The organism is Kribbella capetownensis, from assembly GCF_004331485.1.
Classification (GTDB): domain Bacteria; phylum Actinomycetota; class Actinomycetes; order Propionibacteriales; family Kribbellaceae; genus Kribbella; species Kribbella capetownensis.
Genome location: NZ_SJKD01000005.1, coordinates 421,941 through 437,015 on the forward strand (window position 1 = coordinate 421,941; position 15,075 = coordinate 437,015).

Below are 15,075 nucleotides of genomic sequence, written 5' to 3' on the forward strand. Positions count from 1 at the left end.
CGTACGCTGGGCGTGTGGCCGAGCAGAAGACTCCCGACCGCACTGATCACAACATCACGCTGGACGCTGACGACGACCGGTGGGAGTGGCGGCGGCGCATCCGGGCGAACCCGACGAAGCATCTCGTCTACCGGATCGGCGTGGGCGTGGTCGGCGGGTTGCTGCTCATTGCCGCGCCGCTGACCGGGTGGCTGCCGGGACCGGGCGGGATCCCCTTGTTCATCGCAGGTCTCGCCGTCCTCGCGAGCGAGTTCGAGTGGGCGCAGCGCCTGCTCTACAAGGTCAAGGACTGGGTCAAGGCGCTCACCGCCTGGACCGGTAAGCAGCCCGCCTGGCTGAAAATGCTCGGCTCCATCGCGCTGTTCATCTGCGTGCTGATCGCGATCTGGCTCTACCTGGCGGTCCTGGGCGTGCCTGGCTGGTTCCCGGACCCCTGGGAGAGATTCCTGGCGAGGCTGCCGCTGCTGCCCTGATCGAGTGCCGGGTACGCCGGCAGTTCGATCAGGTTGCTGAACTTCCGGGCCATCCTGAGCATCTGGTTCATGAAGAACCTCGTGTTCAGAATCCGGTTCCGTGCGGTGATCCCGAACTGCGTCGCCGGGGCAAGGAACTGACCGGTCCGGCTGCCGTCCTGCGTGGTCTGCACCGCCTTGCGCAGTCGCGCTTCGTACCGCGCGAACGCCGCCCGGTAGTCGCCACGGGATTCCGCCAACTCCCCCGCCAGCACGTACGCGCCGATCACCGCCGTACTCGTACCCAACGCACCGAACGTCGCGCCGTACCCGGCGTCGCCGAGCAACACCACCCGGCCGGTGGACCAGCGGTCCACGTGCACGCGGCTGATCGAGTCGAAGTACATCTCCGTTGCCGCGGGCAACGCGTCGAGCATCCACGGCACGTGCCAGCCGACGTCCTCGAAGTGCTCGCGGACGATGGCCTTCTGCTCGTCCAGGTTGCGCCGGTCGTAGCTGAGCTGCGGTGACTTGAAGACGAACAGTGTCTGCACCAGCGCGGGATCACGTCGATCGGCACCGACGCTCGCCAGCTTCCCGGGCACGTTGTACTGCAGCGCGTCACCGCTGATCCCGACCGTGTTCGGCGCTTCCCACCCGGCGACGTAGTAGCCGAGATGCCGCTCGGTCACCTGCTCCGGCGCGAACGCGAGCCGCCGTACGACCGAGTGCATGCCGTCCGCCCCGATGACCAGGTCGTACGTCTCCTCCAGCCCACTCTCGAACCGCACATCGACCCCGCCCGGATGCTCGCGCAGGCTCGCGATCGAGTCACCGAACCGGTACGACGCCTGCCCGCGGCTGTGCTCGTAGAACACCCGGGACAGGTCGGCCCGCAGTACTTCGAGCTCGCCGCCGGCGAACTCCTCCGGCATCCGCATCAACTGCCGGCCGCCCTCGTCGACGAACCGCATCGCAGTACCGCCGGTCTGCAGCGCCCGCAGATCTGGCAGTACGCCCATCTTGTCCAGGACGACCTTGTTCACCTCACCGCGGAAGTCCACGGCGTACCCACCCTGCCGGAGGGCCGGCGCGACCTCGACCACGGTCACATCGTGACCGCACCGGGCCAGCCAGAGCGCCACCGACGGACCCGCAACGCTCGCACCCGACACCAGAACCTTCATCTGTCTGCCTCCATCATCATTAACTGTGTCTGTCGGACACAATAAGGTGTATGGTAGACACAGTTCAAGCGAATTGGGAAGGACGGCGATGACGGAGCTCCTCTGGGGGCGGCAGCAGCCGCCGAGCCGCGGGCCGAAACCGGCGATGACGCTGACCGGCATCGCGGAGGCCGCGATCCGGATCGCGGATGCCGAGGGCCTCGACGCGGTCTCCATGCAGCGCGTGGCCGACGACCTGCCGGTCACCAAGATGGCGCTCTACCGCTACGTGCCCGGCAAGACCGAGCTGGTCGCGGTGATGAGCGACCTGGCAATGGGCGAGCCGCCCGAGCACCCCGGGCTGTCGTGGCGCGAGGCGTTGCACGCGTGGTCGATCGACCTGTTCGACGGCTTCAACCGCCACCCGTGGCTACTGCTGTCCACCGTCGGAGGCCGCCCAGTGGGGCCGAACGAGGCCGCCTGGCTCGATCGCGGGGTTCAGGCCCTGACCGGCTCCGGCCTGAACGGCACCGAGCAACTCGACTCGATCCTGGTCCTGTCCGGCCACGTCCGCACGATCGCTCTGCAGACCGCCACCATGCCCGGCGGCCGGCAGGGTCTCACCGAGGAGACCTTCACCGCTGGCTTTGCCGGGATCCTCGCCGCCGAGGCGGACCGGTTCCCGAGTCTCGTCGCCGCACTCCGGACCCCGAGCGGTCAGGAGAACCAGGGACTCGAGTTCGGTCTCGACCGCATCCTTGACGGCCTCGAACTGCTGATCAGTGCACGGCAGGACTGAGCTTCGGCGAATTGAAACGTTGCCGATACGTGCTTGCGCTGAGGCCGTAGTGGGACTTGAACCGGCGGGCGAAGTAGTTCTGATCCGGCCACCCGACGGCCTCTCCGATCCGGGCGATCGGCAGGTCCGTGTGCAGTAGTTGAACGGCCGCGAGCTCGACCCGATGCCGGGACAGGTAGGCCATCGGCGGCATCCCCGTCGCCGACTTGAACAACCGGACCAGATACCCCGGCGCCAGGTGCAACTCCTGCGCCAGATCGGTCAGCGTCCAGGGCCGGGCCGGCTCGGCCTCCATCATCCGCATCGCGGCCAGTACGGCGGGATGCGTCTGGCGACCGAGTTCGTCGCGTTCGCCGACGGTCCGCGCGACACAACTCAGGTACAGCGACAGCCATCCGATCAGATCACCGCGATGCCGGCGCACCGATTGGTTGCGCAACTGCCGTAGGCCGTCCAGATGTCCGAGCGCCTCGGTGAGTGTCTCGTCGTCGAGGTGAGTGCTCAGCACTCCGCGCCGCTGCGCGGAGAAAGGTCCAGTCCACAACAGATAACCCAGCAAGGGATCCTCGCGTGTCCAGGCCAGTTCGCGCTGGACCAGGTCAGCCGAGAAGCAGCAGTTGTAGACCTCGAGCGAACGGCATTGCTCGTACTCGTGCCACACACCCGGTCGCAGCACCACCACGTCGCCGACGCGCAGGTCCTGACGCCCGGCCTGGCTGTGGTGGACCCCTTCACCGCCCGTCACCAACGCCAGCTCGAAGAAGCTGTGCGTGTGCAGTGGATGGCAGTCCTCGTGCAGGTGTGGACCCGCGTGCACGATCGTCCCTTCGACGAAGTGCAGCAGTGTCCCTTTGGTCCTCACTGGCTCGTCGGCCATGCCTCACGATACGGGCCAAGGTGCATTTTGTGCTAGCGCGAGTGCACTCCGGGCTAGCCCCCGGCGGCGATCGGTCGCAGGATCGGGGGACAGGCGAAACCTCTCCGCCATCAATCCGTAACGCATCGAGCCGCTTCGCCGCAGCACCCAATGAATCGTTTCACTCGCCGGTTGGAGTCTTATGTCGAACGTCGCCGCACCCGCTTTCCTCCGCTTCGAACACCGCACCGACGCCGGACCCGTGCTGGGCATCGGTACGGCGACCCCGCGGCTGTCGTGGCAGATCCCCACCGCGGACGCCGAGTACACGCAGACGGCGTACGAGGTCGAGATCACTACCGGCTCGGCGCAGGTGTACACGGTCCAGTCCCCCGACCAGGTCCTGGTTCCCTGGCCGGGCGACCCGCTCGCGTCGCGGCAGTCGGCGCAGGTGCGGGTGCGAGTGCGTGGGAACGGCGAGTGGAGTGACTGGAGTGAGGCCGCGACGGCCGAGGCCGGTCTGCTCACGTCGGCCGACTGGAGCGCACGCTTCGTCGGTCCGCGCGGCAACAGCTACGGCTCCCCCGCTCCCCTGCTGAGCGGCGTCGCCGAGTTGCCGGACGGCATCGTCAAGGCCCGCCTCTACGCCACCGCCCAAGGCATCTACCTGCCGGAGCTCAACGGCGAACGCGTCGGCGACGAGGAGCTGGCCCCGGGCTGGACGGCGTACCAGCAGCGGCTCCGCTATCAGACGTACGACGTGACCAGCCTGGTTCAGTCCGGCGAGAACCGGCTCGAGTTCCTGGTCGGCAACGGCTGGTACCGCGGCCGGCTCGGCTTCCACGGCCAGAACTCCTTGTACGGCGACCGTCTCGCCGTACTCGCCCAGCTCGAGGTCACGACCGCGGACGGGCAGGTCCACACCTTCGGCAGCGACGAGACCTGGATGGCACGCGAGAGCGCCGTCGTCGCCGACGACCTGTACGACGGCCAGCGCACGGACCTCCGACGGACACCGGGCGACGCCACTGCGGTCGACGTACTCGACGCCGACCTGAGCCTCCTGGTCGCACCCGACGGCCCGCCGGTCCGCATCACCGAGATCGTGCCCGCCGTCGAGATCACGAGTTCACCGACGGGCAAGACGCTGGTCGACTTCGGCCAGAACGTCGTCGGCCGGATCCGTCTGAAGGTCCGCGGCGGCGCGGCCGGCGACGAGATCGTCCTGCGGCACGCCGAGGTCCTCGAGAACGGCGAACTCGGCGTACGCCCACTGCGGACCGCCAAGGCCACCGACTCGTACGTCCTGGCCGGGCCGGACGGGGTCACCCTCGACTCGCCGCTCACCTTCCACGGCTTCCGGTACGCCGAGGTCACCGGCGTCAGCGAACTCCGGCTCGACGACCTCGAGGCTGTCGTCGTGGGGTCGGATCTGCGCCGCACCGGCTGGTTCGACTCGTCGCACGAGCTGCTCAACCGCTTCCACGAGAACGTCGTCTGGGGCATGCGCGGCAACTTCGTCGACGTACCGACCGACTGCCCGCAGCGTGACGAGCGGCTCGGCTGGACCGGTGACATCCAGGTCTTCTCCCCCACCGCAAGCTTCTTGTTCGACACCGCCGGGTTCCTCACCAACTGGCTGGCCGACCTGGCCGCCGAGCAGCAGAAGGACGGTTCGGTGCCGTTCGTGATCCCGGACGTGCTCAAGCACAACGGCCCGGCCACGGCGGCATGGGGTGACGCGGCAACGATCGTTCCGTGGGTGATCTACGAACGCACCGGCGACGCGGGTCTGCTCGCCCGCCAGTTGCCGAGCATGCGCGCCTGGGTCGACAAGATGGCGAACCTGGCCGGCAGTGACCTGCTCTGGTCCGGCGGCTTCCAGTTCGGCGACTGGCTCGACCCGACCGCGCCGCCGGACAACCCGTTCCGGGCGAAGGCCGACCCCGACGTCATCGCGACCGCACACCTGGCCCGCTCGGCCGAGGTCGTTGCCAAGGCCGCGGAGGTCGTCGGCGACTCGGACCTGGCCGGCGAGTACGCCGACCTGGCCGCACGGGTCCGGCAGTCGTTCGCAGCGGAGTACGCCACCGAAGGCGGCCGCGTATTGAGCGACGCGGCAACGACGTACGCGCTTGCCCTGCAGTGGGCGCTGCTGCCGACCGACGCGCAGCGTCAACGCGCCGGCGAACGTCTCGCCGACCTCGTCCGTACGTCGGGCTTCCGGATCAGCACCGGATTCGTCGGTACGCCGCTGATGGCCGACGCACTGGCCGATTCCGGACATCCTGACCTCGCGTACCGCCTCCTGCTACAGACAGGGTGCCCCTCTTGGCTGTACGCAGTGACGATGGGAGCCACGACGGTCTGGGAACGCTGGGACAGCATGCTGCCCGACGGCAGCATCAACCCCGGACAGATGACGTCGTTCAACCACTACGCCCTCGGTGCGGTCGCCGACTGGATGCACCGCCGGGTCGCGGGTCTCGCACCAGGCGATCCGGGGTACCGGACGATCGTGGTACGGCCGCTGTACTCCTCGCACCTCACGAGCGTCTCCGCCAAGCACCTCACCCCGTACGGCGAAGCGGCGGTCTCGTGGACGCGTGCCGACGGGCGGATCACGCTGACGGTGACCGTGCCGGTCGGCGCCCGCGCACAGGTCGCCGTACCCGGTGCGGACGAGCAGGTCGAGGTCGGCCACGGGACGCACGAGTGGATCGGCGACGACACGTACGCCGCGACGCCGGCACTGCCCGTGGATGCGAGCATCCGGCAACTGATGGACCACGAGTCGAGCTGGGACGAGATCTCGGCGGCGGCCCAGGAGACCGAGGTCGTCACCGACGACGCCGAACTGGCCGGCCGGCTGGAGCGGTACCTCGATCAGCCCGCGGCGCACCTGGTCGAAGCCATCAGCCCGCGTGGCTTCTCTCCCAGCGCCGAAGCACTTCAAGCCCGGCTCGAAACCCTTCTCGACAACAACTGACCAACCACCTGGACGACTCCGCCCCGCTGCAGATGCCCTGATGAAACATCCCTTGGAGGTCATGATGACGTTCCGCCCAGGCACGAGAGGACTGGCCGTCATGGCGGCCTGCTCGCTCGCACTGACCGCGTGCAGCGCGGGCAGTCTCGGTTCCAGTGACGACGCGGGTGCGAGCTCGGTCGAGATCACCTACCTGATCGGCAATCAGGAGCAGGATCTCAAGGACGCCACGCAGCTCACCAAGGACTTCACCGCCAAGAACCCCGGCGTCACCGTCAACCTGGAGACCAGGCCGGCCGGCAGCGAGGGCGACAACATCATCAAGACCCGGTTGTCCACCGGCGACATGACCGATGTCTTCGCCTACAACACCGGGTCGCTGTTCCAGGCGATCGCGCCGGAGAAGAACCTCGTCCCGATCAGCGACCAGCCCTACATCGGCGATCTGGACGAGAACTTCACCAAGACGGTGACGTCGGGTGACAAGGTCTACGGGGTGCCGTCCGGTGGGTTCATGGGCGGGGCGGTCCTCTACAACATCCCGATCTACACCAAGCTCGGGCTGCAGGTGCCGAAGACCTGGGCGGAGTTCATGGCGAACAACGCCAAGATCAAGGCCGCCGGGGGCGGGGTCGCGCCGGTGATCCAGACGTACGGCGAGACCTGGACGTCGCAGCTGTTCGTCCTCGGCGACTTCCACAACGTGGCCGCCGCCGAGCCGGACTTCGCCGACAAGTACACCAAGAACCAGGCGAAGTACGCGACCTCGCCGGCCGCGCTGAAGGGGTTCGAGCACACCGAGCAGGTCCACGATCTCGGCTACGAGAACAAGGACTTCGCCTCGGCGAAACTGCCGGACGGACTGAAGATGCTTGCCACCGGCAAGGGTGCGCACTACCCGATCCTGTCCGGGGTGGTCAACGACATGATCGCGACCAACCCGAACGCGGCCAAGGACGTCGGGCTGTTCGCGCTGCCTGGTGACGACGCGAGCAAGAACGGGCTGACCGTGTGGACGCCGGGTGGCATCTACATCCCGACCACCACGACCGGCGACAAGCTCGAGGCGGCGAAGAAGTTCCTCGCGTTCGTGGCCAGCCCCGACGGCTGCAAGTCCCTGGCCAGCGCGGGCGTGCCGACCGGGCCGTACGCCATCAAGGGCTGCCAGCTGGGGTCCGACGTACCGCAGTCGATCAAGGACATGCAGCCGTACCTCGACAAGGACGGCGCGTCCAGCCTGGCGCTGGAGTTCGTGTCGCCGGTGAAAGGCCCCTCGCTCGAGCAGATCACTGTCGAGGTCGGGTCCGGCATCCGCAAGGCCAAGGACGGCGCGGCGCGGTACGACGAGGATGTGAAGAAGCAGGCGCAGCAACTCGGACTGGCGGGTTGGTGAGGTCGTGACTGCATCGATGCCACGCCTCCGGCGCGGCGGGTCATGGGGCTTTGACTCCCGCCCTTCCCTCGTCACTCCAGTCGCTTCGCTCCCTGCGCTCCTCAGTCCAGGCCGGGAGGCCCCATGACCGTCACCTCCACCACCCGGCCCAGGGCCGGTAGCAAGGCGTCCCCGGCCGCAGCCGCGGCCGGGGGGAAGGCCTACACGCCGTACAAGTTCTGGTTCTACCTGCCGACGGCGGTGCTCTACAGCGTCCTGTTCCTCGTCCCGACGTTCGCGTCCTTCTACTACAGCCTGACCCGGTGGAGCCTGTTCGAGTCGAAGTTCATCGGGTTCGAGAACTTCGTCACGTTCTTCCAGGAACCCGCTCTGGTCAAGGGCTTCACCAACACACTGATCTACGGGGCGGTGACGTCGGGGGCGAAGGTCGTCCTCGGTCTGCTGCTCGCCGTCCTGCTGACGTCGAGGATCGTCGGCCGCGGGTATCTGCGCTCGGTCGTGTTCTTCCCGGTGCTGGTCAGCACGATCGGTGTCGGCCTGATGTTCCAGGTGATGATGAATCCCGAGCGCGGCATCATCAACGGCGCGCTCGGGGTGATCGGGATCCAGGGACCCGGTTGGCTGACCGACCCGAAGTGGGCCTTGCTGTCGATCGCCGCCGTGGACGTCTGGAAGGGCGTCGGGCTGGCGACGCTGATCTACATCGCCGGGATCGTGTCGATCCCGCGTGAGTACATGGAGGCCGCCCGGGTGGACGGCGCCGGGTCGTTCGAGACGTTCCGCCGGATCGTGCTGCCGCTGTGCAAGCCGGCCACCGTCACCGTCATCATCTTGTCGCTGATCGGCGGCCTGCGGTCGTTCGAGCTGATCTGGGCGATGACGCGCGGTGGGCCCGGGTTCACGTCCGACGTGATCTCGTCGGTGATCTACAAGCAGTACCAGGCCGGGTTCTACGGCCTGTCGACGGCCGGCAACGTGATCCTGTTCCTGCTGGTCACCGCGATCATCCTGCCGCTGAACCTGTTCCTGAACCGGAAGGAGGTGGACATGTGAGTACCGCCGAACTCGTCAACCACCGGCCCGGGCGGAGCTACCTGCTCAGCGCGGTCGCGATCGTGTCCTCGATCGTGGTGTTCATCATCCCGTTCGCGTTCATGGTGCTGACCGCGGTGAAGGACCGGCAGCAGGCCGCCGACCTCAGCTTCGCCTGGCCGCACCAGTTCCGGTTCGCGCAGAATTTCGTCGAGGTGGTCAAGGCCCGCGACTACATGCTGGTGATCGCCTACATCAACAGCACGATCCTGACCGTGGCCAGCGTGGCCGGCATGGTGGTGCTGGCGGCGATGGCCGGCTTCGTGCTGCAACGCCGCAAGAGCCGGTGGAACCCGTTCATCAACTTCCTGGTGCTGTCCGGCCTGATCATCCCGCCGGCCGTCGTCCCGACGATCTGGGTGTTGCAGAAGCTCGGGCTGTTCCGGACCATGCCGGGGCTGATCCTGATCGAGATCGCGTTCGGGTTGTCGTTCTGCATCCTGCTGTTCCGGGCCTTCGTCGCGACCATCCCCCGTGAGCTCGACGAGGCCGCGATCATCGACGGCGCCGGACCGTTGCGGTTGTTCTTCGGGGTGATCTTCCCGCTGCTCAAGTCCGTCATCGTCACCGTCGTGGTGATCCAGTCGGTCAACGTGTTCAACGACTTCGTGAACCCGCTGTACTTCCTGCCCGGCGACAAGAACGCAACCGTGCAGCTGACCCTCTACAACTTCTCCAGCCAGTTCAGCACGCAGTACAACCTGCTGTTCATGGACATCCTGCTGATCACGATCCCGCCCCTGATCATGTTCCTCTTCTTCAACCGCCAAATCGTCGCCGGCATGACCTCAGGCGCCGTCAAGGGCTGACCCGGACCAGGAGGTACGCCTGCGGCTGCTTCTCGTACTCGAGGGCAGCATGGGTCAGAGTCGCGACCTCGACGAAGCCGGCATCGGCCAGCAGCGCGCCGATGTCGGCCGGGTCGTACCAGTAGACGTCCAAGTCGACGTCGTGGCCGTACGCAGAGTCGAGGTGGTGACGGCCGCCGCCCACCTTGAAGGCGTGCAGGAGATAGCCGCCGGGCCGCACGACCCGATGGAGCTCGGCGAACACAGCCGGAAGGTCCTCGCGTGGAGTGTGGACGAGTGAGTACCACGCGAGGGCCCCGGCCAGCACATCGTCCTTCAGGTCGAGGCCGAACAGCGAGCCGACCTCGAAGCGCAGTGCGGGGTACTCCTGCCGGGCGACCTCGATCATCCCGGCCGACAGGTCGATGCCGAAGGCATCCAGCCCTCGGGAGGCGAGGTACGTCGTGATGCGGCCCGTGCCGCAGCCGAGGTCACCGACCGGACCATCGCCCACCAACTCCGCGAACAGGTCGAGGGCGGCCCGGTCGTACGGGTTCTCCCGCAGATTGTCCTTGAGTTGCTGGTGGTAGCCGGCAGCGGCGGTGTTGTACGACGTCTCGATCATGGTCGGGGACCTTAGCCGAGGCCACCGACAAGCGGATGGTGATGCCAGGTGGCGAAGGTTGTGGGGGTGGGACCAGCCTCGATCCGCAGTAGCCGGTTCCACTTGGCGGTGCGCTCGGAGCGGGTGGTCGAGCCGACTTTGATCTGGCCGGTTCGCCATCCGACAGCGAGATCAGCCAGCCAATGGTCCTCGGTATCGCCGGACCTGGCCGACAGCACGGTGCGGTAGCCGGAGCGCTGTGCGAGCCGAACGACGTCCAGTGCATCGCTGAGCGTTCCGACCTGGTTCGGCTTGACGAGCACAGCGTTGGCGATCTGCTCGTCGATGCCTTGCCGCAGCCGCTCGGTGTTCGTCACGAACAGGTCGTCACCCAGCAACTGGACGCCGCCGAGCCCCTGACGGGCCAGGCGCCAGCCGTCCCAGTCGTCCTCCCCCAGCACATCCTCCAGCGAGACGATCGGAAAGTCCGCCACCCACCCGGCGAGCTCCGCCACGAGCTCATCCGCGGTCAGCCGACGCCCCTCGGTACGCAGCCGGTACCCGCCGTCCTCGGCGAACGAGCTCGCGGCGACGTCGATAGCGATGGCTGCCTCATCACCGCTTCGCAGGCCCGACCGGTCGATGCCCTCGGCAACCAGCTCCAGAGCAGCCCGGTTGCCGCCCAGCCGTAGGCCGAGGCCTCCCTCGTCCGCGACCAGATGTGCGGGAAGCCCGCGTGCCTCCGCAGCCTCGACCGTGCTGCGACGCACCCGCCAGGCCCATTCGATGGCCTCGCGGAACGACTCAGCGCCGATCGGAACCACGAGCACATCCTGAATGTCGAGGGCACCATCAGCATGCGCACCACCCGACAGGATGTTGACCATCGGCATAGGCAACAGCGGTACGTCGTCCGCTTCGGCGACCGCGGCATGCAGCGGCTGCCGGATCGAGCTCGCATGAGCAATTGCCGCCGACAACGACACACCGAGCACCGCATTGGCACCGAGGCGACTGAGGTCGGTCGTGCCGTCGGCCTCCCGCAGCGCAGCGTCGACGCGACGCTGATCTCCGGCGTCGATGCCCGCGACTGCCGCAGCGAGCGGACCGCTCACGTTCGCGACCGCAGTCGCCACACCCCTGCCGCCGTACCGCGTCCCGCCGTCGCGCAACTCGACCGCCTCGTGCGAACCGGTCGAAGCCCCGCTCGGCACGGTCGCACTGCCACTCGCACCGTCGGAGAGGACCACCTCACAGCCGACGGTCGGATTGCCCCTCGAGTCGAACGCCTCCCAGGCGTACACGCCCGTGATACGACGCTCAGGCATCGACGCCGTCCCACAGCTCAGCCACACTCGGCCGCCCGGCCAGGGCATGAACAGCGAGGTCGCGAGCCCGGTCGCGTTCCGGTGGAGTCAGGTACGCCGCCGGCGACTTGCCGTCCACCCGGGCAAGCAGTAGGCACGCGGTCTGAGCGGCAAGGTAGTCATCAGGCCGCCGCAGAGCAGGATCGACCAACGCGCCGTACTCGTCGAGGAACCCGATCGCCAGGGATCTGTAGGCGCCTCGATCGGCCGGGCGATGGATCGCCTTCAGGACGAGATGGGCCTGCAGGAACGCGAGATCGAACACCGGGTCACCGTAGTGCGCGACCTCCCAGTCGAGCACACAGACCTTGGTGCCGGCAGCAAGCACGTTCTTCGGCGAGAAGTCGCCGTGCACCAGGCACAACCGCTCGGTCAGCAAGCGATCGGCCAACTCGTCGATCCGCGCTGCGAGAGCAGGGTGCCGCCGGGCGACAACACGGTGGAACGGATCGATCCGCAGCTCGACAAAGCCCGCGGTACCGAACTCGTCGCGCAGTTGTGGCCGTCTCGCGGTCGCGGTGTGCCACGCCGCCAGCGCGGCTGCCAGTCGTTCGCCCGTGCGCCGGTCGATCGTCCCCGCCAGCAGATCGTCCTTCCAGTTCCGCAACGATCGATCCGCCCGTCCGAGCGTCAGAGTCAGCGCCGATCCGTCCACATCGAAGACCGTCGGCACGTCGTCCGGCCGGATCTCCGCCGCGATCAGCAGCGAAGCCGCCTCGGTGAGAATGCGCCGCGGGTCCGCATGCCACTCCTGCTCTACCCGCAGCCTGGGCAACGCCTGCTTGACGACCAGGTCGACCGCGTCACCGGTGACGGCCAATACCTCGTTCGACACCCCACCGAGGAGGGGCTCGGCAACGACCGGCGCGGAGCCGATGACGCGACGGTCGCGCAAGTAGCCGGCCACCGTGTCGACGGTCAGCGCGTAGGTCAGTGTCATGCCGCGACAATGCCGCCGTCGATGACGAGCGCGGTACCGGTCACGAAGGCCGCGTCGTCACTCGCCAGATACAGCGCAGCCGCCGCGACCTCGTCGGTCCGGCCCAGGCGGCCGAGTGGCTGCCGGGCGATGAGCTCTTCGCGGCGGGCCGCCGGATCGGGCGCACTGGCGGTCAGTCGCGCGACCCATGGTGAATCGACCGTGCCGGGGCAGACACAGTTGCACCGGATCCCGTCACCGGCCCACTGCACCGCGATCTGTTTGGTCAGCGCGATCACCGCACCCTTGCTGGCGCAGTACGACGCCCGATCGCGCAGACCGATCATTCCGGCGACCGACGCGGTGTTGACGATGACGCCGCCACCGCGCGCCAGCATCTGCGGCAGAACCTCCTTGGTGCAGAGGAAGACCCCCCGCACGTTGACCGCGAAGACGCGGTCCCACTCCTCGACCGTCGAGTCCAGTACGTTCGCCGTCGAGCCGATGCCGGCATTGTTGAACAGGGCATCGATCCGGCCCAGCTCCGCACCGGCTGCCCGGACCAGCTCACGGACCTCGGCCTCGTCGCTCACATCGGCTCGCAACGGGATCGCGCCCGACGGCACGCCGGCCGGATCGAGATCGGCACCCACGACTCGGGCGCCTTGGTCGAGCAACTGCCGGGTGATCTGCTGGCCGATGCCGGAACCGGCACCGGTGACGAGTGCGCAGCGGTCGGCGAAGCGATCCATGCAGTCCACCTAGGGTCGACGGGACGGAGAAACACTCTAGGCACTGAGATACTTGTATGCAAGCATTCTAGTTGTGCGACAACCTGCGGAACTGGACAGCGCGACGATGCGGGTCGCGGTGCGAGCCACCGCCCGGGTCGGCGAAGGACCCGTGTGGGACGCGACGGCGCATCGACTGCACTGGGTCGACATCCTCGCCGGGCAGATCCACACCAGCGACCTGGACTCCGGCGCGACGACCACCCTCACCGTGCCGACGCTCGTCGGCGCTGCGGCTCCCCGCGCCGCGGGTGGTTTCGTCGCCGCCGTCACCGAGGGCTTCGCCGAGATCGACGGCAGCTTGGTGGTACGTCGGCACATCCTCGACGAGGGCATCCGGATGAACGATGCCAAGTGCGATCGCCGCGGCCGGTTCTGGGCGGGCAGTACTGCGATGGACTTCGCACCCGGCCAAGGTGCGCTGCACCTGCTCGAGGCCGACTGGTCGACGTACGTCGTACTCGACGGGCTGACCCAACCGAACGGCCTCGACTGGAGTCCGGACGGCAGCGTGTTCTACCTGGTCGACTCCGCCGAGCAGGAGATCAGCGCCTTCGACGTGGTCGACGACGGCGTCACGCGCCGGCGCCTCGTGCACCGATTCAGCGGCGACGGCGTACCCGACGGACTATGTGTCGATGCCGCCGGCTGCTTGTGGATCGCGTTGTGGGGTGGAGGGCGACTCATCCGGATGTCTCCGGACGGCGAGGTGCTCAGCACGCTGCCAGTGCCAGTAGTCCAACCGAGTTCGTGCGCATTCGCCGGCCCGGACCTGGACCAGTTGTGTGTGACGTCGGCTCGCGAAGGGCTCACCGACTCCGGGCTCGACGGCTCGGTGCTGATCTTCGGCAACCTCGGCGCGACCGGCCTGCCGACCGTACGGTTCGAGGGATAGCCGATGGCTGAACCACCGCCCGACGCCACCCTGGTACTGCGCAACGAGGACCTCGAGGTTGTCGTGCTACCCGGCAAGGGCGCCGACATCTACTCGGTGATCGACCGCCGGACAGGTGTCGACGTCCTGTTCCGCACACCCTGGGGTTGGCGTGACCCGGCGACCATCACGCCGACGGGGAACAGCCAGGTCGACTGGCTGGCTCGGTATCCGGGCGGCTGGCAGTTGCTGGTGCCCAACGCCGGACCGGAGCGCGAGCACCACGGCGTACGACGGGGATTCCACGGCGAGGCGGCGCTGGTCGGCTGGGCCGTCGAGGAGCGTACGGCGGACAGCGCCCGGCTGACCGTCGACCTGGTGACCGCGCCGCTGAGGCTCGTTCGGGAACTCGTCCTGGACGGCATGACTCTTGTCGTCACCGACCACATCCGGAACACGTCGCCCGTGACGGTGCCCGTCATGTGCGTCCAGCACGCAGGCTTCGGCGCTCCGTTCCTCGACGGCCACTGCCGGCTCGAAACCAGCGCCCGGACCGTCGTCGTCGCCGATGGGTACGACGAGATCGCCGACCTCCAGGCGATCCCGGGCCCCGACGACCAGCGCTCGTTCTTCGCCGGGCTGACCGGCTTCGACGACGCGTGGCTCTCGATCAGCAGCCCGACGGCCGGCTTCGGCATACGACTGAGCTGGGACTCGGCGGTTCTGCCGCACGCCTGGCTGTGGCAGGAGGTCCACGCCATTCACGAGTTCCCCTGGTTCGGGCGCGCGTACGTCGTCGGAGTGGAACCGGCCAACGTCCTGCCCGACGACGATCTGGCCGCGACCCCGTTGCTCCCCGGTGGCGAGGAATGGCAGACGCGGGTGTCCTTGACCCGCTTCGATCTGTAGGCCGCCGGCGGCCGGAAGCTTCCCTGGAACGTCACATGTATGGTAGTACGTTACCATGGTGGCGCAGCCGATGAAT

General features: G+C 67.8%; 14 protein-coding genes. 8 read left to right on the plus strand and 6 right to left on the minus strand.

The annotated features are described in order from the left end of the window. The first annotated feature begins 14 nt into the window (after positions 1 to 14). Positions 15 to 473, plus strand: coding sequence for a PGPGW domain-containing protein (locus E0H75_RS23685; protein ID WP_238163231.1), 459 nt, complete (start codon positions 15 to 17; stop codon positions 471 to 473). Here E0H75_RS23685 and E0H75_RS23690 read toward each other — a convergent pair. Next, positions 392 to 1,639 carry an FAD-dependent monooxygenase gene (locus tag E0H75_RS23690; RefSeq protein ID WP_131515819.1) on the minus strand — a complete coding sequence of 416 codons (1,248 nt, stop codon included), beginning with the start codon at positions 1,637 to 1,639 and terminating at the stop codon, positions 392 to 394. The genes E0H75_RS23685 and E0H75_RS23690 overlap by 82 nt on opposite strands. A gap of 88 nt (positions 1,640 to 1,727) precedes the next feature. Between E0H75_RS23690 and E0H75_RS23695 the strand changes: the two genes are divergently transcribed. Next, positions 1,728 to 2,417, plus strand: a complete 690-nt coding sequence (locus tag E0H75_RS23695) for a TetR/AcrR family transcriptional regulator (RefSeq protein WP_131515820.1) — start codon at positions 1,728 to 1,730, stop codon at positions 2,415 to 2,417. Here the strand turns inward: E0H75_RS23695 and E0H75_RS23700 are convergent. Next, positions 2,398 to 3,294, minus strand: a complete 897-nt coding sequence (locus E0H75_RS23700; protein ID WP_131515821.1) for a helix-turn-helix transcriptional regulator — start codon at positions 3,292 to 3,294, stop codon at positions 2,398 to 2,400. The two genes, E0H75_RS23695 and E0H75_RS23700, sit on opposite strands and share 20 nt — an antisense overlap. A gap of 181 nt (positions 3,295 to 3,475) precedes the next feature. Here E0H75_RS23700 and E0H75_RS23705 point away from each other — a divergent pair, with 181 nt between their 5' ends. From E0H75_RS23705 to E0H75_RS23720, 4 genes are all read left to right on the plus strand, one after another. Next, positions 3,476 to 6,262 carry a family 78 glycoside hydrolase catalytic domain gene (locus tag E0H75_RS23705; protein ID WP_131515822.1) on the plus strand — a complete coding sequence of 929 codons (2,787 nt, stop codon included), beginning with the start codon at positions 3,476 to 3,478 and terminating at the stop codon, positions 6,260 to 6,262. 40 nt (positions 6,263 to 6,302) lie between these two features. Continuing rightward, the gene (locus tag E0H75_RS23710; RefSeq protein ID WP_238163232.1) at positions 6,303 to 7,655 is read left to right on the plus strand and encodes an ABC transporter substrate-binding protein; all 1,353 of its coding nucleotides are present in this window, start codon (positions 6,303 to 6,305) and stop codon (positions 7,653 to 7,655) included. Positions 7,656 to 7,778: 123 nt separating this feature from the next. After that, positions 7,779 to 8,708 carry a carbohydrate ABC transporter permease gene (locus tag E0H75_RS23715; RefSeq protein ID WP_131515823.1) on the plus strand — a complete coding sequence of 310 codons (930 nt, stop codon included), beginning with the start codon at positions 7,779 to 7,781 and terminating at the stop codon, positions 8,706 to 8,708. Beyond that, positions 8,705 to 9,556, plus strand: a complete 852-nt coding sequence (locus E0H75_RS23720) for a carbohydrate ABC transporter permease (RefSeq protein ID WP_131515824.1) — start codon at positions 8,705 to 8,707, stop codon at positions 9,554 to 9,556. The genes E0H75_RS23715 and E0H75_RS23720 overlap by 4 nt, the downstream gene beginning before the upstream one ends. On the opposite strand, the gene E0H75_RS23725 is transcribed toward E0H75_RS23720, so the two are convergent. From E0H75_RS23725 to E0H75_RS23740, 4 genes are read right to left on the minus strand one after another with little or no spacing between them, the layout of a single operon-like run. Beyond that, a complete protein-coding gene (locus tag E0H75_RS23725; RefSeq protein ID WP_131515825.1) occupies positions 9,546 to 10,160 on the minus strand; it encodes a class I SAM-dependent methyltransferase in 615 nt (204 codons plus the stop codon). The genes E0H75_RS23720 and E0H75_RS23725 overlap by 11 nt on opposite strands. Positions 10,161 to 10,171: 11 nt before the next feature. Continuing rightward, a complete protein-coding gene (gene eno / locus E0H75_RS23730; protein WP_131515826.1) occupies positions 10,172 to 11,467 on the minus strand; it encodes a phosphopyruvate hydratase in 1,296 nt (431 codons plus the stop codon). Beyond that, complete coding sequence (locus E0H75_RS23735) at positions 11,460 to 12,446, minus strand: aminoglycoside phosphotransferase family protein (protein ID WP_131515827.1); 987 nt, start codon at positions 12,444 to 12,446, stop codon at positions 11,460 to 11,462. Before E0H75_RS23735 ends, eno begins: the two co-directional genes overlap by 8 nt. Next, positions 12,443 to 13,177 carry an SDR family NAD(P)-dependent oxidoreductase gene (locus tag E0H75_RS23740; RefSeq protein WP_131515828.1) on the minus strand — a complete coding sequence of 245 codons (735 nt, stop codon included), beginning with the start codon at positions 13,175 to 13,177 and terminating at the stop codon, positions 12,443 to 12,445. The genes E0H75_RS23735 and E0H75_RS23740 overlap by 4 nt, the downstream gene beginning before the upstream one ends. Positions 13,178 to 13,250: 73 nt before the next feature. On the opposite strand from E0H75_RS23740, the gene E0H75_RS23745 reads away from it, so the two are divergent. Further along, a complete protein-coding gene (locus tag E0H75_RS23745; RefSeq protein WP_131515829.1) occupies positions 13,251 to 14,111 on the plus strand; it encodes an SMP-30/gluconolactonase/LRE family protein in 861 nt (286 codons plus the stop codon). Positions 14,112 to 14,114: 3 nt separating this feature from the next. Beyond that, a complete protein-coding gene (locus E0H75_RS23750) occupies positions 14,115 to 14,999 on the plus strand; it encodes a DUF4432 family protein (RefSeq protein ID WP_131515830.1) in 885 nt (294 codons plus the stop codon). The last annotated feature ends 76 nt before the right edge of the window (positions 15,000 to 15,075 follow it).